This window comes from Micromonospora sp. NPDC004540, assembly GCF_040610095.1.
Lineage (GTDB): Bacteria > Actinomycetota > Actinomycetes > Mycobacteriales > Micromonosporaceae > Micromonospora.
Genome location: NZ_JBEXLR010000093.1, coordinates 1 through 26,170, shown reverse-complemented (window position 1 = coordinate 26,170; position 26,170 = coordinate 1). Strand labels below are relative to the sequence as shown.

25 protein-coding genes and 2 pseudogenes are annotated in these 26,170 nt (G+C 74.5%); 19 read left to right on the top strand and 8 right to left on the bottom strand.

Going from position 1 to position 26,170, the window contains the following annotated elements; translation table 11 throughout:
* The 6 genes and pseudogenes from ABZV78_RS25235 to ABZV78_RS25210 all read left to right on the top strand — a co-directional run.
* Positions 1 to 271 (top strand): annotated as a pseudogene (locus tag ABZV78_RS25235) (hypothetical protein); the annotation flags it as partial.
* A gap of 39 nt (positions 272 to 310) precedes the next feature.
* Positions 311 to 1,351 (top strand): alpha/beta hydrolase, encoded by a 1,041-nt coding sequence (locus ABZV78_RS25230; protein ID WP_355642358.1) that lies wholly within the window; start codon positions 311 to 313, stop codon positions 1,349 to 1,351.
* 5 nt (positions 1,352 to 1,356) lie between these two features.
* Positions 1,357 to 2,229 carry a DUF3152 domain-containing protein gene (locus ABZV78_RS25225; protein WP_355642356.1) on the top strand — a complete coding sequence of 291 codons (873 nt, stop codon included), beginning with the start codon at positions 1,357 to 1,359 and terminating at the stop codon, positions 2,227 to 2,229.
* A gap of 88 nt (positions 2,230 to 2,317) precedes the next feature.
* Positions 2,318 to 3,217: a DUF3152 domain-containing protein gene (locus ABZV78_RS25220; RefSeq protein WP_355642355.1), complete on the top strand. Its 900-nt coding sequence runs from the start codon at positions 2,318 to 2,320 to the stop codon at positions 3,215 to 3,217.
* Between the two features lie 41 nt (positions 3,218 to 3,258).
* Positions 3,259 to 4,506: an adenylyltransferase/sulfurtransferase MoeZ gene (gene moeZ, locus ABZV78_RS25215; RefSeq protein ID WP_355642360.1), complete on the top strand. Its 1,248-nt coding sequence runs from the start codon at positions 3,259 to 3,261 to the stop codon at positions 4,504 to 4,506.
* A 75-nt stretch (positions 4,507 to 4,581) separates the two neighbouring features.
* Positions 4,582 to 5,451, top strand: a pseudogene (locus ABZV78_RS25210) (hypothetical protein); the annotation flags it as partial.
* A 223-nt stretch (positions 5,452 to 5,674) separates the two neighbouring features.
* Here the strand turns inward: ABZV78_RS25210 and ABZV78_RS25205 are convergent.
* Positions 5,675 to 6,916 (bottom strand): glutamate-5-semialdehyde dehydrogenase, encoded by a 1,242-nt coding sequence (locus ABZV78_RS25205; RefSeq protein WP_355642353.1) that lies wholly within the window; start codon positions 6,914 to 6,916, stop codon positions 5,675 to 5,677.
* Between the two features lie 91 nt (positions 6,917 to 7,007).
* Positions 7,008 to 8,117, bottom strand: coding sequence for a glutamate 5-kinase (gene proB, locus ABZV78_RS25200; protein ID WP_355642351.1), 1,110 nt, complete (start codon positions 8,115 to 8,117; stop codon positions 7,008 to 7,010).
* Between the two features lie 61 nt (positions 8,118 to 8,178).
* On the opposite strand from proB, the gene ABZV78_RS25195 reads away from it, so the two are divergent.
* From ABZV78_RS25195 to ABZV78_RS25185, 3 genes are read left to right on the top strand one after another with little or no spacing between them, the layout of a single operon-like run.
* Entirely contained in the window at positions 8,179 to 8,493 is a 315-nt protein-coding gene (locus ABZV78_RS25195; RefSeq protein WP_355642349.1) for an MGMT family protein, read from the top strand.
* Positions 8,494 to 8,525: 32 nt separating this feature from the next.
* Positions 8,526 to 9,911: an MFS transporter gene (locus tag ABZV78_RS25190; protein ID WP_355642347.1), complete on the top strand. Its 1,386-nt coding sequence runs from the start codon at positions 8,526 to 8,528 to the stop codon at positions 9,909 to 9,911.
* Between the two features lie 27 nt (positions 9,912 to 9,938).
* Entirely contained in the window at positions 9,939 to 11,414 is a 1,476-nt protein-coding gene (locus tag ABZV78_RS25185; protein WP_355642345.1) for an aminotransferase class V-fold PLP-dependent enzyme, read from the top strand.
* A gap of 83 nt (positions 11,415 to 11,497) precedes the next feature.
* Here the strand turns inward: ABZV78_RS25185 and ABZV78_RS25180 are convergent, their stop codons facing one another.
* The 3 genes from ABZV78_RS25180 to ABZV78_RS25170 all read right to left on the bottom strand — a co-directional run bounded on the left by ABZV78_RS25180 (position 11,498) and on the right by ABZV78_RS25170 (position 14,280).
* On the bottom strand, positions 11,498 to 12,424 hold the full coding sequence (locus ABZV78_RS25180) for a hypothetical protein (protein ID WP_355642344.1): 927 nt from the start codon (positions 12,422 to 12,424) through the stop codon (positions 11,498 to 11,500).
* Between the two features lie 112 nt (positions 12,425 to 12,536).
* Positions 12,537 to 13,736 carry a hypothetical protein gene (locus ABZV78_RS25175; protein ID WP_355642342.1) on the bottom strand — a complete coding sequence of 400 codons (1,200 nt, stop codon included), beginning with the start codon at positions 13,734 to 13,736 and terminating at the stop codon, positions 12,537 to 12,539.
* Positions 13,729 to 14,280, bottom strand: coding sequence for a SigE family RNA polymerase sigma factor (locus ABZV78_RS25170; RefSeq protein ID WP_355642341.1), 552 nt, complete (start codon positions 14,278 to 14,280; stop codon positions 13,729 to 13,731). Before ABZV78_RS25170 ends, ABZV78_RS25175 begins: the two co-directional genes overlap by 8 nt.
* A 140-nt stretch (positions 14,281 to 14,420) precedes the next feature.
* Between ABZV78_RS25170 and ABZV78_RS25165 the strand changes: the two genes are divergently transcribed.
* Entirely contained in the window at positions 14,421 to 14,996 is a 576-nt protein-coding gene (locus ABZV78_RS25165) for an NADH-quinone oxidoreductase subunit B family protein (RefSeq protein ID WP_355642339.1), read from the top strand.
* 36 nt (positions 14,997 to 15,032) lie between these two features.
* Positions 15,033 to 16,349, top strand: a complete 1,317-nt coding sequence (locus tag ABZV78_RS25160; RefSeq protein WP_355642337.1) for a DUF2252 domain-containing protein — start codon at positions 15,033 to 15,035, stop codon at positions 16,347 to 16,349.
* 39 nt (positions 16,350 to 16,388) lie between these two features.
* On the opposite strand, the gene ABZV78_RS25155 is transcribed toward ABZV78_RS25160, so the two are convergent.
* Entirely contained in the window at positions 16,389 to 17,435 is a 1,047-nt protein-coding gene (locus ABZV78_RS25155; RefSeq protein WP_355642335.1) for a glucose 1-dehydrogenase, read from the bottom strand.
* 114 nt (positions 17,436 to 17,549) lie between these two features.
* On the opposite strand from ABZV78_RS25155, the gene ABZV78_RS25150 reads away from it, so the two are divergent.
* Positions 17,550 to 18,275, top strand: a complete 726-nt coding sequence (locus tag ABZV78_RS25150) for an NADH-quinone oxidoreductase subunit C (protein WP_355642334.1) — start codon at positions 17,550 to 17,552, stop codon at positions 18,273 to 18,275.
* Positions 18,275 to 19,237 (top strand): NADH-quinone oxidoreductase subunit NuoH, encoded by a 963-nt coding sequence (nuoH, locus tag ABZV78_RS25145; protein WP_355642332.1) that lies wholly within the window; start codon positions 18,275 to 18,277, stop codon positions 19,235 to 19,237. The genes ABZV78_RS25150 and nuoH overlap by 1 nt, the downstream gene beginning before the upstream one ends.
* Positions 19,238 to 19,259: 22 nt before the next feature.
* Here nuoH and ABZV78_RS25140 read toward each other — a convergent pair whose 3' ends face one another.
* Entirely contained in the window at positions 19,260 to 20,315 is a 1,056-nt protein-coding gene (locus ABZV78_RS25140; protein WP_355642330.1) for a glutathione S-transferase C-terminal domain-containing protein, read from the bottom strand.
* Between the two features lie 95 nt (positions 20,316 to 20,410).
* On the opposite strand from ABZV78_RS25140, the gene ABZV78_RS25135 reads away from it, so the two are divergent.
* Positions 20,411 to 20,833, top strand: a complete 423-nt coding sequence (locus ABZV78_RS25135; protein WP_355642329.1) for an ester cyclase — start codon at positions 20,411 to 20,413, stop codon at positions 20,831 to 20,833.
* Here ABZV78_RS25135 and ABZV78_RS25130 read toward each other — a convergent pair.
* On the bottom strand, positions 20,814 to 21,389 hold the full coding sequence (locus ABZV78_RS25130) for a Uma2 family endonuclease (protein WP_355642327.1): 576 nt from the start codon (positions 21,387 to 21,389) through the stop codon (positions 20,814 to 20,816). The two genes, ABZV78_RS25135 and ABZV78_RS25130, sit on opposite strands and share 20 nt — an antisense overlap.
* A gap of 95 nt (positions 21,390 to 21,484) precedes the next feature.
* Here ABZV78_RS25130 and ABZV78_RS25125 point away from each other — a divergent pair, with 95 nt between their 5' ends.
* The 5 genes from ABZV78_RS25125 to ABZV78_RS25105 all read left to right on the top strand — a co-directional run.
* A complete protein-coding gene (locus ABZV78_RS25125; RefSeq protein WP_355642325.1) occupies positions 21,485 to 22,084 on the top strand; it encodes an NADH-quinone oxidoreductase subunit I in 600 nt (199 codons plus the stop codon).
* The gene (locus tag ABZV78_RS25120) at positions 22,081 to 22,683 is read left to right on the top strand and encodes an NADH-quinone oxidoreductase subunit J (protein ID WP_355642323.1); all 603 of its coding nucleotides are present in this window, start codon (positions 22,081 to 22,083) and stop codon (positions 22,681 to 22,683) included. Before ABZV78_RS25125 ends, ABZV78_RS25120 begins: the two co-directional genes overlap by 4 nt.
* Positions 22,680 to 23,036, top strand: a complete 357-nt coding sequence (gene nuoK, locus ABZV78_RS25115; RefSeq protein WP_355642322.1) for an NADH-quinone oxidoreductase subunit NuoK — start codon at positions 22,680 to 22,682, stop codon at positions 23,034 to 23,036. Before ABZV78_RS25120 ends, nuoK begins: the two co-directional genes overlap by 4 nt.
* Positions 23,033 to 24,958 (top strand): NADH-quinone oxidoreductase subunit L, encoded by a 1,926-nt coding sequence (locus tag ABZV78_RS25110; protein ID WP_355642320.1) that lies wholly within the window; start codon positions 23,033 to 23,035, stop codon positions 24,956 to 24,958. The genes nuoK and ABZV78_RS25110 overlap by 4 nt, the downstream gene beginning before the upstream one ends.
* A partial coding sequence (locus ABZV78_RS25105) for an NADH-quinone oxidoreductase subunit M (RefSeq protein WP_355642319.1) occupies positions 24,955 to 26,170 on the top strand: 1,216 nt, incomplete at its 3' end. The genes ABZV78_RS25110 and ABZV78_RS25105, both read left to right, overlap by 4 nt.

Genomic DNA, 26,170 nt, shown 5'->3' with positions numbered 1-26,170 from the left:
GCGCGGCGAGCCGGGGATACCGGCGGGCCAGCTCGGCGGCGTCGCGCACGTCCCACCGCTCGTCCTCCGGCCGCGGCCGACAGCTCAACTCGCGGCCGCCGTGGTGCCGTTCGGCAACTGCGAGGTGGCGACCGTGGTGGTCCTGCTGGTCTGCGACGGCTGGGTGGAGCAGTTGGCCGGCTCGGCCCTGGTCGCCGGGGATCCCCGGCAGGCCGTGGTCCGGGCCACCCTGGCCGCGGTGAACCGCCGGCTGGAGGCCCTGCTCGCCTGAGCCGGTGTCGGGCCGGGCCGGGCCGGGAAGACTGGAGCCATGAAGCGCGCCGCCCTCTGGCCGGACCACCTCCTGCCCGCGCACCACGTCCCGCCGCCCTGGCCCGGCCGGAACGTCCGCCTCGACGGCACGGTGACGTACGTGCGGGACACCCCGGCCACCGCTCCGGGCGCCGAGCCGGCGCTCTACGTGCACGGCCTCGGCGGCTCGTCGCAGAACTGGACGGACCTGGCCGGCCTGCTCGCCGACCGGCTCGACGGCCAGGCCATCGACCTGCCCGGCTTCGGGCGCAGCGAGCCCGGCCGGCGCTACACCGTGCCGTCCTTCGCGGAGCGGGTGGTCCGCTGGATCGAGCACAGCGACCGGGGGCCGGTGCACCTGTTCGGCAACTCGCTCGGCGGCGCCGTCTCGGTCCGGGTGGCGGCGCTGCGGCCGGACCTGGTCCGGACGCTGACCCTGATCTCCCCGGCCCTGCCGTTCCTGGACTTCCGGCGCTCGTTGCAGGGGCGGATGCTGCCGCTGCTGGCGATCCCCCGGGGCGAGCGGCTGGCCGCCTGGCGGCTGGCCCAACTCGCCCCGGAGGTGATGGCCCAGCAGGTGATGGAGGCGTGCATCGCCGACCTCACCCGGATCAGCGAGCAGCGCCGGCAGGAGGCGGTGGAGGAGATCCGGATCCGCTACGAGGCGGCCCACTACGCGGCCGCCTACGTCCGCACCTTCCGTGGCCTGGTCTCCAGTTTCCTGCGGTCGTACCTGCCCGGGTCGGGCTCGCTGTGGCGGCTGGCGGGGGCGGTGCGGGTGCCGACGCTGGTGGTGGGCGGGCGGCAGGACCGGCTGGTCGACGTACGGGTGGCGCCGCAGGCCGCCCGGGTGATCCCGGACAGCCGCCTGCTGCTGCTCGACGGTGTCGGGCACGTGGCCCAGCTCGAGGTGCCCCGGACCGTGGCGCGGGCGGTGCTGGCGCTGCTCGCCGAGGCGTGCCCCGGCGGTTCGCCGGGCGGGGAGCGGACGGAGGCGCAGGCCACGGCCTTGATCCCCGAAACGGAGGAGAGCGGACTGCGCCGCGACATGGCAGGCTGAGCCGGATGCCCACCTCCGTCCGTCCGCGTGCCGCGCGGCCCACCGCCCCGCCCACCGGCCGCTGGCGCTCCGCCGTCGTGGTCTGCGCCTTCCTCGTCGCCGCCGCGGTCGGCATCGGGGTCGCGCTGCAACATCCGTCGGCCGGGGCCGAGGTGCTGCTCGGCGCCGCCCCGGTGGCCCAGCCACCCGGGCCGACCAGTGCGCCGCCGCCGTCGAGCGCGCCGCCGTCGCGGACCCCGGACCCGGTGCCGAGCACGCCGGCGGCGCCGGTGCTGCGCCTGCCCGGCCCGGTGCCCGCGCACGGCCGGGGAAGCTTCGGCTACGACGACCGCGCCGGCGGGGTGCTGGGCCGGGCCGGGGTGCTGCAGCGGTTCCGGGTGGCCGTGGAGAACGGCTCCGGGGAGGACGTGCACGCCTTCGGCGACGCCGTGCAGCGGGCGCTGGCCGGGCCGGGGAGCTGGGTGGACGGTGGCCGGCTGCGGCTGCAACGGGTCGGCCCGGGCAGCCGGTCCGACTTCACGATCTACCTGGCCACCCGGGACACCGCCGGCCGGCTCTGCGGTGCCGGGGGCATCAACATCCGGGTGGGCGGCGTGCCGTACACGTCCTGCCGGGTCACCGGCAAGGTGGTGATCAACCTGGACCGCTGGCGGACCTCGGCGCCGCACCTGGTCGCCGCGAAGCTGCCGCTGGACACCTACCGGCTCTACGTCATCAACCACGAGGTGGGTCACCAGCTGGGGCACCATCACGAGGCCTGCCCGGGGGCGGGCCGGGCGGCGCCGGTGATGCAGCAGCAGACCCTCTTCCTGAATGGCTGCCGGCCGAACCCGTGGCCCTACGTCGGTGGGAAGCGGTACACCGGCCCGTCGGTGTGAATGACCTGGTCGTGGCGATGAGAAGTATTTCGCGCGGGAAGCGGTGAAAAGTCGCTAATTGGCGGGATTTGCCTGCCAGGCTGGTGTCATGACGTCGTCGTCCCCTTACGACCCGCCTGCCGAGCCCGCGCCGCCCTCCGGCCGCCCGTCGCCCCGGCTCGACTTCGACCGTCCACCGGCCCACCCCGGGACCGCCCCGTCCGCCCGTCCGGGCCGGCGCCGGCTGCGGCGCCGGCGGCGAGCCGTGCTGCTCCTGGTCGCGCTGCTGGCCGCGGTTGGCGGCGCGTTCGGACTGTCCCGGCTGGCCGGGCCGGGCGGTCCGGTACACCTGTCCACCCGGCATCCGCTGGCCGCGGCCGATCGGTCGCCGGCCGACGGCGCCGGCGCCGGGGCCCGGACCGAGCCGGGCAGCTACCCCACTGCGGGGCCGGGCAGCTTCGCGGCGGCCGACGGCCGCTCGCCGGTGGCCGGGCACGACGGCCCGCTGCGCCGCTACCGGATCGAGGTCGAGCGGGACGCCGGGCAGGACGCGGACGAGTTCGCCGCCACGGTCGACGCGGTGCTCGGCGACCCGCGCAGCTGGATCGCCTCCGGTGAGCTGCGGGTGCAGCGGGTGCCCGAGGCGACCGCCGCCGACTTCACCATCTACCTGGCCACCCCGGCCACCTCCGAGCGGATGTGCGCCGAGGGCGGGCTGAGCACCGAGCGGTACACCTCCTGCCGGCTGCCGGGACGGGTCATCATCAACCTGGCCCGCTGGATGGAGGGGGTGCCCGACTACGGCGCCCCGCTGGAGGTCTACCGGACGTACGTGGTCAACCACGAGGTCGGCCACGAGTTCGGCGAGCTGCACCAGGCCTGCCCCGGGCCCGGCGCGCCGGCCCCGGTGATGCAGCAACAGACGTACGGGCTGGACGGCTGCCTGGCCAACGCCTGGCCGTACGTCGATGGAGTCCGCTACGAGGGCGAGCCGACCGACGGGCTCTGAGTTATTCCCGCTCCCGCATGTCGGGCTACGTGGCCCTCATCATGGCCGATCCCTACCGGCGCGAGCGACAATGGCGCGGTCCCACCGCCGATCCCGGGGAGTCCACCGTGTCGTTGCCCCCGCTCGTCGAGCCCGCCGCCGAGCTGACCGTAGACGAGATCCGTCGCTACTCCCGCCACCTGATCATCCCGGACGTCGGGGTCGAGGGGCAGAAGCGGCTGAAGAACGCCCGGGTGCTCTGTGTCGGCGCCGGCGGTCTCGGCTCGCCGGCCCTCATGTACCTCGCCGCCGCGGGTGTCGGCACCCTCGGCATCATCGACTTCGACACCGTCGACGAGTCCAACCTTCAGCGCCAGATCATCCACGGCGTCTCCGACGTCGGCCGGTCCAAGGCCGAGTCCGCCGCCGCCTCGATCCGCGAGATCAACCCGCTAGTCAACGTGGAGATCCACAACACCGCGCTCGACCGGGACAACGTCCGGGAGATCTTCTCCGGCTACGACCTGATCGTCGACGGCACCGACAACTTCGCCACCCGCTACATGGTCAACGACGCGGCCGTGCTGCTCGGCAAGCCGTACGTCTGGGGCTCGATCTACCGGTTCGACGGCCAGGCGTCGGTGTTCTGGGCCGAGCACGGTCCCTGCTACCGCTGCCTCTACCCGGAGCCGCCGCCGCCCGGCATGGTCCCGTCCTGCGCCGAGGGTGGCGTGCTGGGCGTGCTCTGCGCGTCCATCGGGTCGATCCAGGTCAACGAGGCGATCAAGCTGCTCGCCGGCATCGGCGAGCCGCTGGTCGGCCGGCTGATGGTCTACGACGCCCTGGAGATGAGCTACCGCAAGATCAAGGTCCGCAAGGACCCGAACTGCGTGCTCTGCGGCGAGAACCCGACGGTCACCGACCTGCTGGAGGACTACGAGGACTTCTGCGGCGCGGTCTCCGTCGAGGCGCAGGAGGCCGTGGTCGACGCGACCATCACCGCGCTGGAGCTCAAGGAGTGGCAGGACGCCGGCAAGGACATCTTCCTGGTCGACGTCCGCGAGCCGGCCGAGTACGAGATCGTCCGGATCCCCGGCGCCACCCTGATCCCCAAGGGCGACATCATCTCGGGCGAAGCGCTGGCGAAGCTCCCGCAGGACAAGCAGATCGTGCTGCACTGCAAGTCCGGCGTCCGCTCCGCGGAGGCGCTCGCCGCCCTCAAGGCGGCCGGCTTCCGGGACGCCGTCCACGTCCAGGGCGGGGTGCTCTCCTGGATCAAGCAGATCGACCCGGCGCTGCCGGCCTACTGAGTCCGCTCGCGTCGAAGGGCCCTCCCGGGTGTGCCGGGAGGGCCCTTCGCGTACCGCCGGTGGGCCGGGCCACCCCTGGCCGAGCTACCGAGGCGTAACCACGTTTGCGCCGGTAGCGTGACTGCCGTGGTGGATCTGGACGCGGCGATCGGCTTCGTCGTGGCGCACGGCGACGCGGTGGACCGCGCCCGCCTCTCCCGGCTGCGCACCGGCGCCCCGGTGCCGCCCGAGCTGCTCGACGCGGCCGAGTTGGGGCAGGCCCCCGGCGGCGGCTGGCCCGCCGTGCTCGACGGCGAGGTCGCCTCGGTCGACGCGACCTGCTACCGCCTGGCCGAGCTGGACGACCTCGGCGGGCTGGGCCGCCCCGCGGCCCGGCACGCCCTGGACTGGCTGGCCGCCCGCCAGCTCGCCGACGGCGGCTGGGACGAGGACCCGTCGCTGGCCGGGTTCGCCCCCGAGTGGGCCACCCCGGGCGACCCGGAGGCCCGGCTCTTCCTGACCGCCAACGCCGGGTTCTGGCTGACCGTGGCCGGGCTGGACGCCCGCGCCGCCGGCCCGCTCGACCACCGGGTCGGCGGGGCGTACGCCGGGGTGGTGCAGGCGGCGGCCCACGCGCTCGCCGCGCAGCTCGCGCCGGACGGCAGCTGGCCGTCCTTCCTGCCGGCCGGCTGGCTGGCCGCGGCCGTGCTGCACCGCCAGCAGCTCTACTACGAGTCCGCCCGGATCCAGGCGATCCTGGCCGAGCGGATTCCGCAGATGTCCCCGGCCGACGTGGCCTGGCTCGCCGCCACGCTGCGCCGGGTCGACGTGGGCGAGGAGCAGTGGCTGCTGGTCTCGGCCCGCCGCCGGCTGGCCGAGACCCAGCGCAGCGACGGCGGCTGGGACAGCGACGACGGCCACCAGTTCGACGTGCACACCACGCTGCGGGCGATCCGGGCCTGCCGCCCGACCACCCCCGAGGCACCGGTCTCCGGCGCGCCGTTCGTCGCGCCCCAGTTGGCCGCGCCGCCGCTCGTGCCGGCGCCGCGCCCGGCGCCCCCGGGCGAGCTGGTCCTGCCGCCCGTCGTCCCGTTGCCGAGGCCGGCCCCGCCGTCCGCTCCGCCACCGGAGTCGGCGCCGCCCGAGCCGGCCGCGCCCACCGCCTGAGCCGACGGCCGGGCCGGTTCGCTCAGCGCAGGTGGCCGTCGCCGGTGACCACGTACTTGGTGCTGGTCAACTCGGGCAGGCCCATCGGGCCGCGGGCGTGCAGCTTCTGGGTGGAGATGCCGATCTCGGCGCCGAAGCCGAACTCGCCCCCGTCGGTGAACCGGGTGGAGGCGTTGACCATCACGGCCGCCGCGTCCACCCGGGCCACGAACTCGCGGGCGGCCGGCTGGGAGTCGGTGACGATCGCCTCGGTGTGCCCGGTGCCGTGCCGCCGGATGTGCGCGACGGCCGCGTCCAGCGAGTCGACCACGGCGACCGCGATGTCGGCGGAGAGGTATTCGGTGTCGAAGTCCTCCTCGGTGGCCGGCACCACCGCGTCGGAGTAGGCGGCCACCCGCGCGTCGCCGTGCACGGTCACCCCGGCGTCGGCGAAGGCGGCCAGCACGGCCGGCAGGAAGGCGTCCGCGACGCCCGCGTGCACCAGCAACGACTCGGCCGTGTTGCAGGTGGAGAGGCGCTGGGTCTTCGAGTTCAGGGTGACGGCGACGGCCTTGGCCAGGTCGGCGGCGGCGTCCACGTAGACGTGGCAGTTGCCCACCCCGGTCTCGATCACCGGCACGGTGGACTCCTCGACCACGGTCCGGATGAGCGACGCGCCGCCGCGCGGGATCAGCACGTCGACCAGACCCCGGGCGCGCATCAGTTCCTTGACCGAGTCGCGGGTGCTGGCGTCGAGGAGTTGCACCGCGTCGGCCGGCAGGCCGGCCCCAGCGACCGCGTCGCGGAGCACCGCGACCAGGGCGGCGTTGGAGTGCGCGGCCGAGGAGGAGCCGCGCAGCAGCGCCGCGTTGCCGGACTTCAGGCAGATCCCGGCCGCGTCGACGGTCACGTTGGGGCGGCCCTCGTAGATGATGCCGACCACACCGAAGGGCACCCGGACCTGGCGCAGCTCCAGCCCGTTGGGCAGGGTCGCGCCGCGGACCACCTCGCCCACCGGGTCGGGCAGCGCGGCCATCTGGCGCAGCGCGTCGGCGATGCCGGCCACCCGGCCCTCGTCGAGGGCCAGCCGGTCCAGCACGGCCGCGCTCAGCCCGGCCTCGCGCCCGGCCGCCAGGTCCGCCGCGTTCGAGGTCAGGATCTCCGGGGTACGCGCCACCAGCGCGTCGGCCATCGCGTGCAGCGCTGCGTCCTTCACCGTACGGGTGGCGACCGCGAGGGACTCCGCCGCGCCCCGGGCCCGGCGGGCCTGCTCGACCACGCTCATGCCGGCACTCCGCTGCGCTCCGTGCCGCCATGAGGCACTACCGCGCTGCACCGATGATTCACTCGCTGACGCTCGCTCATGCCAGCACTCCTCACAGCAGCACGAGGTCGTCGCGGTGGACGACCTCCCGTTCGTACGCCGGGCCGAGCGCCGCGGCGAGTTCCGAGGTGGAGCGGCCGAGCAGCCCGGGCAGCTCGACCGCGTCGTAGTTGACCAGCCCGCGGGCCACCGGCGCGCCCGCGGTGTCGACCAGGTCCACCGGGTCCCCGGCGGTGAACGCGCCGTCCACCGCGGTGATCCCGGCCGGGAGCAGGGACTTGCGCCGGCCGACCACCGCCTGCACCGCGCCCGGGTCGAGATGCAGCCGGCCGCGCGGCGCGGTGGCGTGCGCCAGCCAGAAGAGCCGGGCGGCCGGACGCCGGCTGCTTGGGTGGAAGAAGGTGCCGACCGGCTCGCCGGCCAGCGCCGGCGCGGCCAGCGGCGCGGCCGTGAGCACCACCGGGATGCCGAAGCCGGTGGCGATCCGGGCCGCCTCGACCTTGGTGACCATGCCGCCGGTGCCCACCCCGGCCCGGCCGGCCCCGCCGATGTCGACCCCGGCCAGGTCGCCCTCGCCGTGCACCTCGGTGATCCGGGTGCTGCCGGCCCGGGTCGGGTCGCCGGTCCAGAGCGCGTCCACGTCCGACAGCAGCACCAGCAGGTCGGCCTGGACCAGGGCGGCGACCAGCGCGGCGAGCCGGTCGTTGTCGCCGAACCGGATCTCCTCGGTGGCCACCGTGTCGTTCTCGTTGACGATCGGCACGGCCCGCAGGTCGAGCAGCTTGCGCAGGGTCCGGTACGCGTTGCGGTAGTGCGCCCGCCGGGTCACGTCGTCGACGGTGAGCAGCACCTGCCCGACGGTCAGCCGGTGCCGGGCGAAGGCCGCCGCGTAGCGGCCGATGAGCAGGCCTTGCCCGACGCTGGCGGCGGCCTGCTGGGTGGCCAGGTCGCGGGGGCGCCGGGGCAGCCCGAGCGGGGCCAGGCCGGCGGCGATCGCGCCCGAGGAGACCAGCACCACCTCGCGGCCGGCGGCGGCCAGCGCGCCGAGCGTGTCGACCAGCGCGTCGACCCGGGTGTCGTCCAGGCCGCCCGCCGGGGTGGTCAGCGAGGACGACCCGATCTTGACGACGATCCGGCGGGCCGAGGTGACTGCTTCGCGCACCCGACCATTCTGCGCGCTGCGGTCCGCCGGGCCTTCGTGCGTTCCCATATCGTGGCAGCCCGTGACACCTGACGAGTACGTCGAGGCGGTGCTGGACCTGGTCGAGCGGATCCCGCCCGGCCGGGTGATGTCGTACGGGGCGGTGGCCGACGCCCTCGCCGAGCGGTCGAGACGGGCGTCGGCCCGGCTGGTCGGCTCGATCATGGCCCGCCACGGGGGCGGGGTGCCCTGGCACCGGGTGGTGAACTCGGCCGGCCGGCTGCCACCGGGGCACGAGGTGGAGGCGCGAGCCCGGCTGCGCGCCGAGGGCTGCCCACTGCGCCCCGCCGGAGTGGACATGGCGGCGGCCGCCTGGTCGCCGGACGAGGGGATGTGACCGACGGCATAACGTGAGTAGCATTCGGCTCCATGACAGGAACGGGCGGGAGCCTGCCTCGCCGGGTGCACGCCGGATACGCGCTGGGCTCGCTGGTCACCGGCGCGTTCGGCACGGTGCCCGGGCTGCTCCTGCTGCCGTACCTCACCGACACGCTGGGCGTCGCGGCCGGGGTGGCCGCCCTCCTGGTGCTCCTGCCGAAGGCGTGGGACGTGCTGGTCAACCCGGTCGCCGGGCGGATCTCCGACCGGACCCGGTCCCGCTGGGGCGCGCGCCGGCCCTACCTGCTCGGCGGCGGGCTGGCGCTGGCCCTGCTCTTCGCCGCGATCTTCGCGGCACCGTTCGGCGCCGGCCCGGCCGCCGGGACGTACGTGGCCCTGGCGTTCCTGGCCACCGCGACCGCGTTCGCCTTCTTCCAGGTGCCCTACGTGGCCATGCCCGCCGAGCTGACCGACGACCCGGCGGAGCGTACCCGGCTGATGAGCTGGCGGATCGCGGTGCTGGCGCTGGCCATCCTGGTCTCCGGCGCGGTGGCCCCGGCCGTGGTGACGGCCGGCGGCGACGGGGTGCCCGGGCACCGTTGGATGGGTCTGTTCGTGGCGGCGCTCATCGTGGCCGGCACGGTCGGCGTCTTCCTCGGCACCCGCTCCGCGCCGACCGGCACGGTGGGGGAGAGCGAGCCCAGCCTGCGCGCCCAGCTCGCGGTCGCCGGCCGGAACCGGCCGTTCCGGGTGCTGCTGGCCTGCTTCGTGATCCAGTCCGCCGGTGTCGCCACCGTGCTGGCCGGGGTGAAGTACTTCGCCGACCAGGTGCTCCGCGCCCCCGACAGCGGGCCGACCCTGCTCTTCGCCTGCTTCGTCGGCCCGGCGCTGCTGGTCATGCCGCTGTGGACCCGGGCCGGCGCATGGCTGGGCAAGCGCGCCGCGCTGGTCGCCGCGTCGCTGCTCTTCGCGGCCGGGGCGCTGGCCCTGGTCGCCGCCCCCGCGCTGCCGGCCGCCGGGGTCTACGCCGTGGTCGCGCTGATCGGCGTCGGCTACGCCGGCCAGCAGGTCTTCGCGCTGGCCATGCTGCCGGACTGCATCGCCTACGACACCGTGCGCACCGGCCGGCGGCAGGCCGGCGTGTTCACCGGGCTGTGGACCGCCGGGGAGACCTTCGGCCTGGCCCTCGGCCCCGGAATCTACGGCCTGGTCCTCCAGCTCTCGGGCTACGTCTCCTCGTCGACCGGGGTGGCGGCGGCCCAGTCGGCGACCGCCCGACTCGGCGTGCTGCTCGGCTTCACCATCCTGCCGGCCCTGCTGGTCGCCGCCCCGGTGGTGCTGCTACGCGCCTACACGCTGACCCCGGCAGACCTGGCCACCGCCGCCACCCCCAGTTCCGACGATCATGGAGTTGTGGTGGCGGATGAAAGCCGCTGAACGTCACAGAAAGGGCACCACAAGTCCATGATCGACGAAACGGCGGGCGCGCTGCCCATCGCAGGGGTGCCTGCCGCGCGGGTGCTTGACGAGATTCGGGGTTTGCGGGCGGGGGATCGGCCCACGCATGGTGGGCGGCTCTTTGCCTACGTCTACGACCCCGGGGTGGCGGGGCTGGACGAGCTGGCGCAGGCCGCCCACGCGGAGAGCGCGCACGTCAACGGCCTCGACCCGACCGCCTTCCCGTCCCTGCTGGCCATGGAGAACGCGCTGGTCGGCGCGGCCGCCCGGCTGCTCGGCGGCGGCCCCGGCACGTCCGCGCCGGACGTGGTCGGCAGCGTCACCGGCGGCGGCACCGAGTCGCTGCTGCTGGCCGTCAAGGCGGCCCGCGACGCCCGGCCCGACCTCGCCGAGCCGCGCATCGTGGTGCCGGTCAGCGGGCACGCCGCCTTCGCCAAGGCGGCCCACTACCTGCGGGTGGCCCTCGACCCGGTGCCCGTGGACCCGGTGACCCTGCGCCCGGCCGTCGCCGACGTGGCCGCCGCGATCCGGCCGGAGACCGTGCTGGTCGTCGCCTCCGCCCCGTCGTACGCGCACGGCGTCATCGACCCGGTGGCGGAGATCGCGGCCGTGGCGGCGGCGGCCGGGGTGCGCTGCCACGTGGACGCCTGCTTCGGCGGCTGGACGCTGCCCTGGCTGCGCCGGCTCGGCGCGCCGGTGCCCCCGTTCGACTTCGCGGTGCCCGGAGTCACCTCGATCTCGGTCGACCTGCACAAGTACGCGTACGCCCCGAAGGGGGTGTCGGTGCTGCTGCACCGGGATTCGGCGCTGCGCGCTCCGCAGTTCTTCGCGTACGGCGACTGGCCCGGCTACACGATGGTCAACCCGGTGGTCGCCTCGACTCGGTCGGGCGGGCCGATCGCCGCCGCGTACGCCACCCTGCGGCACCTCGGCGAGGACGGCTACCTGCGGCTGGCCGCGCGGACCCGGGACGCGGTCGCCGGGCTGGCCGACGCGGTCCGCGCGGTCGACGGGCTGCGGCTGCTGGCCGAGCCGGAGTCGACGGTGGTCTGCTTCACCGCCGACGACCCGGGGCTGGACCTGTTCGTGCTGGTCGACGAGCTGACCGCCCGGGGCTGGCACACCCAGCCGCAGCTCGCGTACGCCGGGCTGCCGGCCAGCGTGCACCTCACGGTGACCGCGGCGGTGGCCCCGCGGGTGGCCGAGTTCGGCCCGGCGCTGGCCGAGGCGGCGACCGCCGCCCGGGCGGCCGGGCCGGTCGCGCTGCCGCCCGAACTGCTGGCGCTCGCCGGCAGCCTCACCCCGGCGGCGCTCACCCCGGAACTGGTCGCGGGACTGGCCGCCGGGCTGGGGTTGGGTGGCACCGTCGGCGCGCCGGAGCGGATGGCGGCCGTGAACACGCTGCTCGACGCCGCCCCGGTGGCGCTGCGCGAGCGGTTGTTGACCGAGTTCGTCGGTCTGCTGCAGCGGCCCGTCTGGTGAACCGGCGGCCTCCGGGCCGGACCGACGGTGACTCGCCCGGTCCGGAAGCTGCTTCCGGACCGGGCGATGGGGCGCCGCGCGGGTCAGCTCCCGCTGGCCTCGATCGGGAACGTCGCGACGTTGTCCCGCGGGGTGGCCTCGGGAACGTCGCCTCCCTCGTACCAGGGGGCCAGGACGAACTCACCGGTGCCCAGCGTGCCGGGGGCGGTGCCGGCCGGCGCGGTGACCAGCACCCGGAAGGTGCGGACCTCCCCGGCCATGAACCGCCCGCCCGGGACGACGAAACCCGTGGCGAACACCGGCAGGTCCGCCGGGTCGGTCGCCTCCATGTCCAGGCCCGCCGGCAGCGCCGCGCGCACCTCCAGGTGGCTGTGCGGGGCGTCGCCCCGGTACCGGACGGTGACCGGCAGCCAGCCGGCCCAGCGACCGTCCGCCTGCCGGGTCAGCCGGGCCTCGCCGACCGCGATCGAGGCCCGCGTGCTGGCGTCCGGCTCGTACGGCCGCGGGTGGCGGAGGCTTCCGGTTGTTCCCCGGAAGACGGTGCGGTAGGCGGCCGTCGTGGTGGTCGGGGAGTCGTACCCGACCTGCACCGCCACCTGGCCGCCGCCCGCCGACATGGCGTACGGGCGGGTCCGGGTCAGCACCTCGAACCGCGCGGTGACGGAGTAGGTCTCGCCCGGACCGATCGGCAGCGCGCAGTCGAAGGTCCGGACGAACTGCTTCGGCACGGTCACGAGACAGAACTCGTCCGACGTGGTGCCCCGCCAGGAGCCCGCGACCGGCTCGGTGATCAGGACGTGCGAGACGTACGAGTCGGTGGGGTTGGTGATGGTGACGGGCAGCTCACCCTGGTAGCCGCGGCTCGACGGCTCGAGCACCAACCGCCCGACGGTGGCGGTCGCCGAGTCGCTCGTGCCGGTGGCGCCGGCCGAAACCGCTGGGGTCGCCGGCACGAGCAGGACGAGCGCGGCACCGAGCGCGCCGGTGGTGATGCGGGTCGCGATGACCATGGAGGTACCTCCGAGATTCCCCGTGTCGTCCCCGGTCGGGACTCCTGCCGGTAGCACCCCTGACCCCGGTGCGGCGTTGCGGTGGGCGGGTGTCCGCAAGCCGACTCCACCCTCACCCGTCGAACCGCACCTCGAAGGTTGCGGACCGGCCGGTGCCCGGGACGGCCGCGCCGTCGGCCCCGGTGCCGGCGTCCAGACGGACGGTGCCCTGGCCGTCCGGCCCGTCGGCCCTGGTGCGGAACGGGAACAGCGTCCAGCGGCGTTCGCCGGGGGCCAGTGGCTGCGCCACGCAGGTCACCGTGGCCGGCCGCTGGATGACCTGCGCGCAGTACTCCCACAGCTCCACGTACGGCTCGTCGCGCTCGTTGCGCGGGAACGTGACGAGCGGATGGTCCATGGCCGAGGCGCCGCTGCCGATCTCGATCGCCATGCTGGCCACCCGGTACCCGTCGGCGCCCGGTGCGGGGTACTGCAGGACCTGGGCCTCGATCGTGCCCGGGCCCGGCGGTGCGTTCGACCGCGAGGAGGGCATCGCCGACGGCCCCTCCACCTGGACGAACCGCCGGTCGTCCCAGCGGTAGCCGCGCCACTGGCGGCGTACCGGATCACCGCAGCAGGCCTGCACGTCGGCCACCCGCACGCGGACGGTCCCGTCCGAGCGGACCGCCGTCTCGGTGATGTCGCCGATACCGTCGCCGGTCCGGGTCACCCCGCCGAGCAGGACGACCTGCCCCGCCCGGTCCCGGTCGAAGCCCACCACCTGCTTCGCCACGGTGTCGCCGAACAGGCAACCGACCAGCGCGACGGTCTCGGACGCCCCGTCGCCGTCCACGTCGCCGTACCTGACGTCGAGCAACGCCGGCCGGGACTGCCGGGTCGACGCGGGCAGCAGCCGCACGTCGGCTGTGGTGCAGCTCGCCGGGGCGTACGCCGCCCAGTCCGGCAGGTCCACGCGGGCGGCGAGCAGGTCACTCCGGTTGATCCGGCCGTCCGGGGCGGCCGGCGGACCGCTCGACGGGGCCGTGGGGGTGGGCGTGACCCGCGGGGTCGGTGTCGGGCTCTCCGGCGGAGCCGGCGTGCGGCTGTGTGCCGGTGGCGCCGGCGGTGCGGCACCGTCGGCGAGCACGGCCCAGGCGGCTCCCGGCGCGGCGACGGCGACGAGGGTGACGGCGGCGGCCAGGCGGATGGTCCGGCGCCGCCGCCGGCGGACGGTCGTCCGCACCGTCTCGGCACCCGCCGGCCGGACCGCCGTGATCAGCTCCGCGCGGTAGGCCGCGAACGCGCCGTGCAGCAGATCGTCGGGCTCAGTCATGCTCGCTCACCTCGTGGGACGTGCTCAGGAGGGTCGCCAACGTCGCCCGCCCCCGGTGCAGCCAGGACTTCACCGTGCCCTCGGGGACCTGCTCCTGGCGGGCTATCTCGGCGACGGAGAGATCGGCCAGGTGATGCAGGACCACGGCCCGGCGTTGGTTCGGCGGCAGCAGGGCCAGCGCGCCGTGCAGCGCCACCCGGTCGGGGCTCGGACCGGGGACGTGCTCCTCGCGTTGGCGACGCAGGTAGCTCTGGGTGGTCCGCAGCCGCCGCCAGCGGCTGGTGGCGAGATTCCAGGCCACCCGCCGCACCCAGGCCACCGGGTCGTCGTAGCGGGACACCCTCGACCAGCGGGCGAAGGCCCGGCAGAACGCTTCCTGGACCAGGTCCTGGGCCTGGGACAGGTCACCGCAGTACGCGGTGAGCTGCACGGTCAGCGACCGGAAGTGGGCGTGGTAGAGCCGGTCGAAGTCGGCACCCGGCGGCTCGCCCCCGTCGGGTTCCGGCGGCGGCTCACCGAGCCTGGGCTGCGTCGTCACCGCCACCTGTACCCTCCCCCGTGCGGCAGCCGCCGGCGGCTGCCGGCAACTCTTCTCACACGTTTCGATGCGCCGTGAGGTTGCGGCGGTTGTCGTCCCGCCGCTGTGGTTGACTGTCAGATCGGGGACACGGGAGGAGGCGCGAGGTGCAGTTGCCGGCCGTGCTCGGCGAGCCGATCCGGTTCGTGCTGAACTGGGGCCGCCGCTACTCGCTCTGGGTGTTCAACTTCGGGCTGGCCTGCTGCGCCATCGAGTTCATCGCCACCAGCATGGGCCGGCACGACTTCATGCGGCTCGGCGTGATCCCGTTCGCCCACGGCCCCCGCCAGGCCGACCTCATGGTGGTCTCCGGCACGGTGACCGACAAGATGGCGCCGGCGATCAAGCGGCTCTACGACCAGATGCCCGAGCCGAAGTACGTGATCTCGTTCGGCGCCTGCTCCAACTGCGGCGGACCCTACTGGGACTCCTACTCGGTCACCAAGGGCGTCGACCAGCTCATCCCGGTCGACGTCTACGTGCCCGGCTGCCCGCCCCGCCCGGAGGCGCTGCTGCACGGCATCCTCCGCCTCCAGGAGAAGATCGCCGCCGAGGAGGCCGGCGTCGGCGGGGTGCCGCGCCCCGACCGGCTCGCCCCGCCGGTCGACCCGCGGCCCGCGGAGAGCACCCCCCGGCCGGTGCAGTCCCTCACCGCTCCACCGGTACGTCCCCCGGTCGGCTGACGCCGGAGATGGCGGTCGCGGTCTAGCCTGCGGACCATGACCCACTCCGCGGACAAGCGTTCCGCCTTCATCGTCGACGTGCTGACCGAGGAGTTCGGCGCGTCGATGGCGATCGACCCGGCGGCGTTCCGCCGCAAGTTCCGCAAGATGGCCGCCTCACCCTTCGCCTTCTACCGGGGCAGCGCCTCGCTCTTCTACGCCGACCAGCGCGGCGACTTCGCCAGCGACCGGTTCCTCGACGACCGGACCAGCCGGGTGTGGATCCACGGCGACCTGCACGCCGAGAACTTCGGCACCTACATGAACGGCTCCGGGCAGCTCGTCTTCAACGTCAACGACTTCGACGAGGCGTACGTCGGTCCGTTCTCCTGGGACCTGAAGCGCTTCGCCGCCAGCGTGGCCCTGCTCGGCTACGCCAAGGCGCTCTCCGACCGGGTGATCGGCGAGCTGGTGGCCGGCTTCGCCCGGTCGTACCTGGCCGAGCTGCGGGCCATCGCGGCCGGCGGGGACGACGCGATCGGCTCGATCACCCTGGACAACGCCGACGGGGTGTTGCGCCGGGTGCTCCAGCAGGCCCGGCTGAACACCCGGGTCGACCTGCTCGCCACTCAGACCACCATCGACAACTACGAGCGCCGGTTCTCCCTCGGCGACGGGGTCTACGAGATCGACGCCGCGACCCGGGAGCAGGTCAGCGCCGCGTTCCAGGACTACCTGGGCACGTTGCCGGCGGCCACCGCCCGGCTCCGCCCGGTCGCCGCGAACATCAAGGACGTGGTGCTGCGCAAGGGCGTGGGCATCGGCTCGGCCGGGCTGCCCTCCTACAACCTGCTGCTGGAGGGGCACACCCAGGCGCTGGAGAACGACGTCGTCATCTACATGAAGCAGGCCCAGGTGCCGGCCGTGGCGCGGCACATCGACGACGAGCGGGTTCGCGCGTACTTCCGCCACCAGGGGCACCGGACCGCCGAGTCGCAGCGGGCGTTGCAGGCGCACGCCGACCCGTGGGTGGGCTTCACCGAGCTGGGCGGGGTCGGGCAGCTCGTCGCCGAGGTCTCCCCGTACGCGGCCGACCTCGACTGGGCCGACGTCAACGAGCCCGAGGAACTCGCCGGGGTGCTCACCGACCTGGGCCGGGCGGTGGCCCGGATGCACTCGGTGGCCGACGACGAGTCCAGCCACGACCTGGTGGACTACTCCACCGAGGAGGCGATCGTCGCGGTCGTGGACGCCGACGCGTCGGCCTTCGTCGACTACCTGATCGACTTCGCGCACACCTACGGCATCCGGGCCCGCGAGGACCACCAGCTCTTCGTGGACCTGTTCCGCAACGGCCGGCTGCCCGGCATCTGAGGCTCCGGGGCGGCGAGGCACGCGCTCCGCCGCCCCGCCTCACTGCTCGAAGTCCAGCACCACCTTGATGTCCTCGCTGGTGGTGGCGTACGCGTCGGCATAGGAGGAGACCGGCACCCGGCGGCTGATCAGCGAGTTCAGCCACGCCTGGTCGGCCCGGGCGAGCGCCGCCGCGGCCAGGTCCCAGTGCCGGCGGTTGGCGTTCACCGAGCCGAAGACCACGTTGTTCTCCAGCACCAGGTCCCGGTTGAGCGCGCCCGCGTCGAAGTCGATGGTCCGGCCGCCGCTGGACACTCCGGTGAGACAGACGACGCCGTTCGCCCCCGCCTTGCGCATCGCGTCCATCACCACCACCGGGGCGCCGGTGCACTCCACCACCACGTCCGGTTCGAAGTCCAGCTCCGCCACCGTCGAGGTGTGGTACGTCGCGCCGAGCGAGCGGACCAGCTCCGGCTTCGGACCGGTCTTGTTCCGGTCCAGCACGTGCACCGACAGCCCGCGCTGGATGCCCAGCAGGGCGGCCAGCAGCCCGATCGGCCCGGCCCCGGTGACCAGCACGTTCTGCGGCTGCCACACGGCCCGCCTGCCGATCCGCTCGATGTGGTCCCACGCCTTCGCCACCACGCTGGTCGGCTCCAGCAGCATCCCGACCGGGGCGAGCATCGGGTCCAGGCCGACGGCGAACCTCGGCTGCACCCGCCAGCGGTCCCGGGCGAAGCCGGGCAGCCCCTTGATCCCGTGCTCGGTGTACCGGCCGTTGCGGCACATGTCCCACTCGCCCACGGCGCAGTTCGGGCAGGGCACCGGGTCGGGGTGCCGGACGATCCCGGCCACCAGGTCGCCGGGCTGGAGGGTGCCCGTCGGGTCCTCCAGCACCCGGCCGAGCGCCTCGTGCCCGAGCACCAGCCGTTCCTGGCCGGGCGGCGCCTGGCCGTACGCGCCCGCGATGATCTCCTGGTCGGTCCCGCAGATGCCCACCGCGAGGGCCTGGACCAGGATCGCGCCCTCCTCCGGCACCGGCTCGGGCCAGTCGTCGTCGAGGCGCAGCGAATCGGGTACCTCGGGAGTCACAGTGACAGCGCGCACGGTGTTCATCCTTCCCCGCCGGAGGCCCCCGTGCCCGGCAAAGCGGCGGATCCCGCCCGGGCGAGCGTGGACGGCCCGACACGGCTCCCGGCCGTCGGCCCTAGGATCAGCGGCATGACTCCGGAAGAGGTCGGCCGGCGGATTGTCGCGCTGCTCGCGCCCGTCGAGGCCACCACCACGGTCTCCGGCGGTCAGGGGTATGCCCGCGCCACCGTCGACGTACCCCCGGCGAGCTGGCGCGACGCGGTGCGCGCGGCGCGCGGCGACGCCGAGCTGGGCTGCGACTTCTTCGACTGGCTGTCGGCCGTCGACGAGCTGGCCGAGGGCTTCGACGTCGTGGCGCACCTCTGGTCGACCCAGCACCGGCACGGGCTGCTGCTGCGCACCCGGGTGCCGCGGGAGACGCCGGTCGTGGCGTCCGTCGTCGACGTCTTCCCCGGCGCGGCCTGGCACGAGCGGGAGACCCACGAGATGTTCGGCATCGGCTTCGACGGGCACGGCGAGCTGCGGCCGCTGCTGCTGCCGCCGGAGTTCGAGGGCCACCCGCTGCGCAAGGAGTTCGTGCTCGCCTCCCGGGTCGCCAAGCCCTGGCCGGGCGCCAAGGAACCCGGCGAGTCGGAGGCCGGTGGCGGCCGCCGGCCGATCCGGCCCCCGGGCGTGCCGGCGCCGGGGGAGTGGGGGACGACGCCCACGCCGGCCGGCGCGGCCGGGGTGGGCGAGGGCCCCCGCGGGGGTACGCCGGCCCGTCCGGCCCGCGAACGCCCGGCGCGCCCCGCCCCGGGCGAGCGGCCGACCGGCCCCGCGCGCCAGGAGCCGGCGGCCGAGGAGGGGGAGGGCTGATGCCGACCTGGTTGGAACTGGTCCTCCGGGTGGCGGGCGTGCTGGTCGCGTTCCTCACCCTGCCGCTGATCGTGGGCCAGGCCGAGCACAAGGTGATGGCCCACATGCAGGGCCGGCTCGGCCCGATGTACGCGGGCGGCTTCCACGGCTGGGCCCAGCTCGTCGCCGACGGCATCAAGTTCGTGCAGAAGGAGGACGTCACCCCGCGCGACGCGGACCGGCCGGTGTTCCGGCTGGCGCCGGCCGTGGCCCTGGTGCCCTACCTGCTCGCCCTGCTGGTCATCCCGCTCGGGCCGGGCGACCTGGTCGGGCAGCCGCTGGACATCGGCCTGTTCTTCGTGCTGGCAGTGGTCGGCATCGGGGTGCTCGCGGTGCTCATGTCGGCCTGGGCGTCGGCCAACAAGTACAGCCTGCTCGGCGGGCTGCGCGGGGCGGCCCAGTTGCTCGGCTACGAGCTGCCGCTGGTGCTGGCCGCCGCCTCGGTGGCCATGGCGGCCGGGACGCTCAGCCTGCCCGGCATCGTGGACGCGTGGCGGCCCTGGTGGCTGCTCTGGCAGGCCCCGGCCATGGTGATCTTCTTCGTGGCCGGGCTGGCCGAGATCCGCCGGCCCCCGTTCGACATGCCGGTGGCCGACTCCGAGCTGGTCTTCGGGTACATGACCGAATACACCGGCCTGCGCTTCGCGTTCTTCCTGCTCGCCGAGTACGTCGGCATCGTGGTGATCGCCGCGCTGACCACGGTGCTCTTCCTCGGCGGCTGGCACGGCCCGTTCGCCGACGCCCAGCTCGGCTGGCTGTGGACCCTGCTCAAGGTGTTCGCCGTCGCGTTCGTGATCATCTGGCTCCGGGTGAGCTACCCGCGGCTGCGCGAGGACCAGCTCCAGCGCCTCTGCTGGCTGGTGCTGGTGCCGCTGGCCCTGGCCCAGCTGGTGCTGACCGCCGCCGTCCGCCTGGCGATCTGAGGACGGCCCGCGCCGCGCGGGTTCAGCCGACGTCGAGCAGCGGGGTGTGGGCCGGGTCAACCCGTTCCGCCGGCGGCGCCGGCAGCGGCGGGGTGCCGTCGCCGAACGGGCGGCCGCCGAGCTGCTCGCGGCCGTGCGGGGTGAGCCAGTTGGCCAGGTCCGGGCCGAGCGGCACCACCCCGGTCGGGTTGATGTCCCGGTGCACCTCGTAGTAGTGCCGCTTGATGTGGTCGAAGTCGACGGTGTCGCCGAAGCCCGGCGTCTGGAACAGGTCCCGGGCGTACGCCCAGAGCACCGGCATCTCGGCCAGCTTCTGCCGGTTGCACTTGAAGTGGCCGTGGTAGACCGGGTCGAAGCGGACCAGCGTGGTGAACAGCCGGACGTCGGCCTCGGTGATCGTGTCGCCGACCAGGTAGCGCTGCCCGGCCAGCCGCTCGGTCAGCCAGTCCAGCCGGTCGAACAGCCGGTGGTACGCCCGCTCGTACGCCTCCTGGCTGCCGGCGAAGCCGCACCGGTAGACGCCGTTGTTCACGTCCGCGAAGACCACCGCGTTGACCTCGTCGATCTCGCCGCGCAGCCGCTCCGGGTAGAGCTCCGGCGCTCCCGGCCGGTGGTGGGCCGTCCACTCCGTCGACAGGTCAAGGCTCATCTGCGCGTAGTCGTTGGTGACCACCTGACCGGTCGGCACGTCCACCAACGCCGGCACGGTGATGCCCCGCTCGTAGCCGGGGAAGCGCGCGAAGTAGGCGTCGGCCAGCCGCTCGATGCCGAGCACCGGGTCCCGGCCGCCCGGGTCGAGGTCGAAGGTCCAGCTCCGTTTGTCGTGGGTGGGCCCGGCCACCGCCATCGAGATGGCGTCCTCCAGCCCGAGTAGCCGCCGGACGATGATCAGCCGGTTCGCCCACGGGCAGGCACGGCTGACCGCCAGCCGGTAGCGGCCCGGCTCCACCGGCCAGCCGCTCGACCCGTCGGCGGTGATCCGGGTGGCGATGTAGCGCTGGTCCCGGGTGAACTCGCCGCCCGGCTCGACGTACTTGCCGCCGGTCCGGTTGAGGATCTCGTCGCCCTTGTCGCCCACGCCGCCTCCCGAGGATGTCTCGTTCCCGTCCCATCATGGTCGCTCGGGGGACCTCCGTCAGGCCGAGTGGACAGGACCGGGGCTAGGCTGCCGCGGTGACCGATGTGGAGGCGGCGGCCCGACGTTTCATCGCCGACGTGTGGAACGCCGGCCGCGAGGAGAGCGCGTACGACCTGATCGCCGCGGACTGCCCGGGGCTGGGCGGGACCGGCCCGGAGGCCACCCTGGCCTGGCACCGCGACCGGCGGGCGTCCTTCCCCGACCTGCGCTACAAGGTCGTCGAGGTGGTGGCCGCCGGCGCCCGGGTGGCCGTGCACTGGCGGGCCGCCGGCACCCAGGCCGGGCAGTTCGGTCCGGTGCCGCCGACCGGCCGGGTGGTCAGCTACTCGGGAGCGAGCTTCCTCCGCTTCGACGAGAGCGGCCGGATCGTCGACGTGTGGAGCGTCAACGAGCTGTTCCAGGTCCTCCAGCAACTCGGCGTCGAGATGCTCCCGCCGCTCACACGCGGCGGGGAGTGATCCGGCTGATCGGTAGGTTCACCGGGAAGGGCTCGCCGGTGTCCACGAACTTCGTCCACCGGCCCGTCTCGCTGTAGACCTCGTGCACCGGATCGATCTTGTAGGTGTAGACGACTAGACCTTCGTCCTCCCACTCGATCCGCCAGTAGAACGGAATTCCGGCCTGCGCGTACAAAGCCGGCTTCAGCACCCGGTCGATGGAGCGGGTGCTCGGTGAGACGATCTCGACTGCCAGCACGACCTCGTGGGGTTCGTACCTCGACGGCTCGCGTGCCGCCGCAACCGAGGTGGTGACCAGCACGTCCGGAATGAAGGAGCGGGTGTGGTTGACCCTGACCTCCACCGCTTGGGTCACGTCGTACCCGTCGGGGCAGTCCTCGGTGAGGGCCGCCATGAGGAGGCCCGCGACGGTCTGGTGCATCCGGGTGGGGGAGGGGGACATGAGCAGCACTCCATCGAGCAGTTCGCGGCGGTGGCCGTCCTCGGGCAGCGCGTCCAGGTCGTCGGTCGTCCACCCGCCCTCGGGCGGGTAGTCGCTCTGCAGCGCGGCGGTCATGACGGGTCCTTTCCGGTGCGCCGTTCTCCCCGCGCTCACGATACCGCCGCCAACAGTCCGGGTGGTGGTCGCGCGCGCGGGGGGCACAGGGCAGGATGGGCGGCATGAGCGAGCGCAGCGGCGTGCCCGGCGAGGGGCTGGTTAAGGGCCTGGCGGTCACGCTCAAGACGATGACCCGTCGCTCGACCACGCAGCAGTACCCGGACGTGGCACCCGAGCTGCCGCCCCGCTCCCGCGGCGTGATCGCGCTGCTGGAGGAGAACTGCACGGTCTGCATGCTCTGCGCCCGCGAGTGCCCGGACTGGTGCATCTACATCGACTCGCACAAGGAGGAGGTGGCGGTGCCCGGTGCCGCCCGCCCCCGCCAGCGCAACGTGCTCGACAAGTTCGACATCGACTTCTCGCTCTGCATGTACTGCGGCATCTGCATCGAGGTCTGCCCGTTCGACGCGCTCTACTGGTCCCCCGAGTTCGAGTACGCCGAGTACGACATCAAGGACCTGCTGCACGACAAGGGCCACCTCGGCGAGTGGATGGCCACCGTCCCGCCGCCGCCGGCCCACGACCCGCACGGCGACCCCTCGAAGGAGGAGACCACCGCCGCCCGCAAGGCTGCGGCCCCCGCCGCGCGCCCGGCCCCGTCCCCGGCGCGCCCCGAACCCGGCGCCGAGCAGGGCGGAGGCGCGCCGTCATGACGGGTGCGGACGTGCTGCTGCTCGCCCTCGGCGCGGTGGCGGTGGGCGCGGGCGCGCTGGTGGTGGCCACCCGGCACCTGGTCCGCGCCGGGCTCTGGCTGGTGGTCTGCCTGGGCGCGCTGGCGGGTGACTACCTGGTGCTCAGCGCCGAGCTGGTGGCCTGGGTGCAGGTGCTCATCTACGTCGGCGCCGTGGTGGTGCTGCTGCTCTTCGCGGTGATGCTGACCCGGGCCCCGATCGGCCCCTCCGACGACCTCGACCGGCCCGGCTGGCCGGCGGCCCTGATCGGCGCCGGCAGCGGGCTGGGCCTGGCCGTGCTGCTGGTCGACGCGTTCCGCTGGTCCCGCGTCGGGCTGCCCGCCGCGGGCACCGCCGAGCGCCTCGGCGAGCAGGTGTTCCGCACCTGGGTGCTGCCCTTCGAGGTGCTCTCGGTGCTGCTGCTCGCCGCCCTGGTCGGCGCGATCGTGCTCTCCCGCCCCGACATCGGCCGCTCCGGCGCGACCCCGACCGGCACGCCCGCCCGGCCCGGCCGCCCGGCCGGCCCGGTCGAGCCGCCCCCACCGGTCGTCGCGGCCGCCGACGAGAGTGGGCGCGCGTGAGACCGGTCATCCCGTACGTCACCGCCGCGCTGCTGTTCGGCCTCGGCGTCTACGGCGTGCTGCGCCGCCGCAACGCGGTCCTCGTGCTGATGGCGGTCGAGCTGATGCTCAACGCGGTCAACCTGATCCTGGTCACCGCCGACACCACGGTCCGGGCCGCGCTGCCGCACTCCGGCCAGGTCTTCGCGCTCTTCGTGATCGTGCTCGCCGCCGCCGAGATCGGCGTCGGGCTGGCCATCGTGCTCCAGCTCTACCGGCTGCGGGCCAGCGTCACGGTGGACGACGTGCCGCTCGCCGAGGCGCCCGCCCCGGCCACCGTGGTCGCCGCCGACCGGGGCGAGGGGGAGAAGTGACCGGACTGCTGGCGGTGGCGCTGCCCGGCGTACCCCTGCTCGCCGGCCTGCTCGGGCTGCTGCTGCCGCCGTCGCCGCGCGGGGGGGCCACCGGGGAGGACCCGGCGCGGCGGGCGGCAATCGCGCTCGGCGTGGCCGGCGCCGCGGTGGCGCTGCTGGCGGCGGTGGCGCTGCTGGTCCGGGTCGAGGGGCCGGTCGAGGGCGCCACCGACTGGGTCGACCTGGGCGGGCTGCGGGTGACCCTCGGCTGGCGGCTGGACGGGGTCGCCGTGCTGGTCGCCGTGGCGGTGGCCGCGGTGGCCCTGGCCGTGCAGGTCTACTCGATCGGCTACCTGCGGCGCGGCCCGCACGACGACGTCGAGGTGGACCACCGCTACCCGCCCTACGCCGCCCAGATCAGCCTCTTCACCGCGGCGATGCTGACCGTGGTGGTCTCCGGTGACCTGATCCTGCTGCTGGTCGGCTGGGAGGTGATGGGCATCTGCTCCTACCTGCTCATCGCCCACGACCGGCGGCTGCCGGAGGCGCCGGCCGCCGCGGTGAAGGCGTTCCTGGTCACCCGGGTGGGTGACGTCGGCTTCCTGCTCGGCATCGCGCTGCTCGGCGTCGGCGCGGGCAGCTTCCGGATCGCCGACGTGCTGGCCCACGACTATTCGGCGGGCACGCTCACCGCGGCCTGCCTGCTGCTGCTCGCCGGGGTGGCCGGCAAGAGCGCGCAGTTTCCGCTGCACACCTGGCTGCCGGACGCGATGGCGGGTCCCACCCCCATCTCCGCGCTGATCCACGCGGCCACCATGGTCGCCGCCGGGGTCTACGCGGTGGCCCGGCTGTTCCCGCTCTTCGCGCAGGCCCCGGCCGCCCTCGCCGTGCTCGGGGTGATGGCGGCGGTCACCCTGCTGCTCGGCGCGTTCGCGGCCACCGCACAGGACGACATCAAGCGGGTGCTGGCCTGGTCGACGGTCTCGCAGATCGGCTACATGACCGGCGCGCTCGCCGTCGGCGCCCCCGCGGTGGCCCTGTTCCACCTGCTCACCCACGCCGCGTTCAAGGCGCTGCTGTTCCTCGCGGCCGGCGTGGTGATCCACGCCGTCGGCACCACCCTGATGTCCCGGATGGGTGGCCTGCGCGCCGCCATGCCGGTGACCTTCTGGTGCATGCTGATCGGCCTCGGGGCGCTGGCCGGGGCGCCGCCGCTGTCCGGTTTCTGGAGCAAGGACGGCGTGCTCGCCGCCGCGCAGGCCGCCGCGCTGGACGGCGCCGGCCCGGCCCCGGCCTGGGTGGGCTGGCTGGTCTGGCTGGCCGGGCTGCTCGGCGTCGCGGTCACCGCCTGGTACGCGACCCGCCTGCTGCTGCGGACCTTCCTCGGCACGACCCGGATCCCGCTGGCGCACCCGCACGACCCGCCGGCGGTGCTGCGTTGGCCCGTGCTCCTGCTCGCGGTGCCCGCCGCGCTGCTCGGCCTGGCCGCCTTCGCGCCGTGGTTCGCCGACCGGCTGCGGGTGCCGGCCGACGTTTCCGACGAGGCCGTCGAACTGGTTCACCTCGCGCCGAACCTGGTGCTGCCGTTCCTGCTGCTGCTGGTGGGCGCGGGCGTCGCCTGGGCCGGCTGGCGCCGCGACCCGGCCGCCGACCCGGCGCGCTTCCTGGGTCCGCTGCGGCCGGTCTTCGCCCGCGCGTTCCGGCTCGACGACGTCCAGCAGGCCCTCGTCGTACGCCCGACCACCGCCCTGGCCCGGGTCGTGCGGACCGGGGACGAGCTGGGGGTGGACGGCCTCGTGGAGGGGAGCGGCCGGGCCGCGGTCGAGCTGGGTGGCGGGCTGGCCGCGCTGCACCGGGCCGCGCTGCCCCGCGCGGCGGCCGGGGTGCTGGCCGGCGCGCTGCTGATCGGCCTCGCGGTCGCCCTGATCGGAGTGACCTCATGACGCTGGGGCAGTTCCTGCTGGTCGCGGTGCTCGCGGTGCCCGCGCTGGGCGCCGTGGCGGCCGCCGCCGTCCCCGGCGACCGGGCCGGCCGGCTGGTCGGCACGGTCGCCGCCGCGCTGACTCTGCTCGCCACCCTGCCGCTGGTCGGCGGCGACCACGGCTGGTTCGGCTACGGCCCCCGGCCGGCCGTGCAGCCCTGGCACCAGGTGGACGTGTCCTGGGTGCCCGGCCTCGACCTGCGCTTCCACCTCGGGGTGGACGGCATCTCCTGGCCGCTGGTGGTGCTCACCGCCCTGCTCACCCTGCTCTGCTGCGGCTACACGCTCTGGCGGGCGCCCGCGGGCGGCGGCAGCGGGCGGGCCCTGGTGGCGCTGCTACTGGTCGTCGAGGTGGGCATCCTGGGCACCTTCCTCGCCCTCGACCTGGTGCTGTTCTTCCTGTTCTTCGAGGTCGTCCTGCTGCCCATGTACGCGATCATCGCCGGCTGGGGTGGCGACGACCGGCGCCGGGCGGCCCGCAAGTTCGCCCTCTACACGCTCTTCGGCTCGGTGCTGCTGCTGGTCGGCGTCTACGTGGTGGTGGCCGCCGCGGGCACCGCCGACCTGGTGACGTTGACCGGCGGCACCGGGCTGTCCCGGGGCACCCAGCTGGCCGCGTTCACCCTGCTGGCGCTGGCCTTCGCGGTGAAGAGCCCGCTCTGGCCGCTGCACTCCTGGCTGCCCGACGCGCACACCCAGGCCCCCACGGTGGGCAGCGTGATCCTGGCCGGGGTGCTGCTCAAGATGGGCACGTACGGGCTGATCCGGGTGGCCGTCGGGGTGGCCCCGGAGGGCGCCCGCTGGGCCGCCCCGGTGCTCGGGGTGCTCGCCGTCGCGGCGATCCTGGTCGGCGGGCTGGTCTGCCTCGCACAGGACGAGCTGAAGCGGCTGATCGCCTACTCCAGCGTGGGGCACATGGGCTTCGTGCTGCTCGGGGTCGCCACGCTCACCGCCACCGGCCTCCAGGCCGCGCTGATCGGCAATATCGCGCACGGCGTGATCACCGGGCTGCTCTTCTTCCTGGCCGGGGCGGTCAAGGACCGTACCCGCACCGGGTCGCTCACCGAGCTGTCCGGGCTGCAGCCGCAGCGCCATCCAGGCGATCCAGGCGATCACGCCGATGGTGATCAGCGGGAAGACCCAGGTGTGGTCGGAGCCGATGCTCCAGGCGGCG

Bases quoted from the DNA above. Each gene is read 5' to 3' on its own strand.
- ABZV78_RS25220 (WP_355642355.1), top strand. From the start codon at position 2,318: ATGACGTCGTCGTCCCCTTACGACCCGCCTGCCGAGCCCGCGCCGCCC.
- ABZV78_RS25160 (WP_355642337.1), top strand. From the start codon at position 15,033: ATGACCCACTCCGCGGACAAGCGTTCCGCCTTCATCGTCGACGTGCTG.
- ABZV78_RS25180 (WP_355642344.1), bottom strand. From the start codon at position 12,424: ATGGTCATCGCGACCCGCATCACCACCGGCGCGCTCGGTGCCGCGCTC.
- ABZV78_RS25150 (WP_355642334.1), top strand. From the start codon at position 17,550: ATGACTCCGGAAGAGGTCGGCCGGCGGATTGTCGCGCTGCTCGCGCCC.
- ABZV78_RS25130 (WP_355642327.1), bottom strand. From the start codon at position 21,389: ATGACCGCCGCGCTGCAGAGCGACTACCCGCCCGAGGGCGGGTGGACG.
- ABZV78_RS25125 (WP_355642325.1), top strand. From the start codon at position 21,485: ATGGGCGGCATGAGCGAGCGCAGCGGCGTGCCCGGCGAGGGGCTGGTT.
- ABZV78_RS25175 (WP_355642342.1), bottom strand. From the start codon at position 13,736: ATGACTGAGCCCGACGATCTGCTGCACGGCGCGTTCGCGGCCTACCGC.
- nuoH (WP_355642332.1), top strand. From the start codon at position 18,275: ATGCCGACCTGGTTGGAACTGGTCCTCCGGGTGGCGGGCGTGCTGGTC.
- ABZV78_RS25230 (WP_355642358.1), top strand. From the start codon at position 311: ATGAAGCGCGCCGCCCTCTGGCCGGACCACCTCCTGCCCGCGCACCAC.
- ABZV78_RS25225 (WP_355642356.1), top strand. From the start codon at position 1,357: ATGCCCACCTCCGTCCGTCCGCGTGCCGCGCGGCCCACCGCCCCGCCC.
- ABZV78_RS25185 (WP_355642345.1), top strand. From the start codon at position 9,939: ATGATCGACGAAACGGCGGGCGCGCTGCCCATCGCAGGGGTGCCTGCC.
- ABZV78_RS25205 (WP_355642353.1), bottom strand. From the start codon at position 6,916: ATGAGCGTGGTCGAGCAGGCCCGCCGGGCCCGGGGCGCGGCGGAGTCC.
- ABZV78_RS25120 (WP_355642323.1), top strand. From the start codon at position 22,081: ATGACGGGTGCGGACGTGCTGCTGCTCGCCCTCGGCGCGGTGGCGGTG.
- ABZV78_RS25190 (WP_355642347.1), top strand. From the start codon at position 8,526: ATGACAGGAACGGGCGGGAGCCTGCCTCGCCGGGTGCACGCCGGATAC.
- moeZ (WP_355642360.1), top strand. From the start codon at position 3,259: ATGGCCGATCCCTACCGGCGCGAGCGACAATGGCGCGGTCCCACCGCC.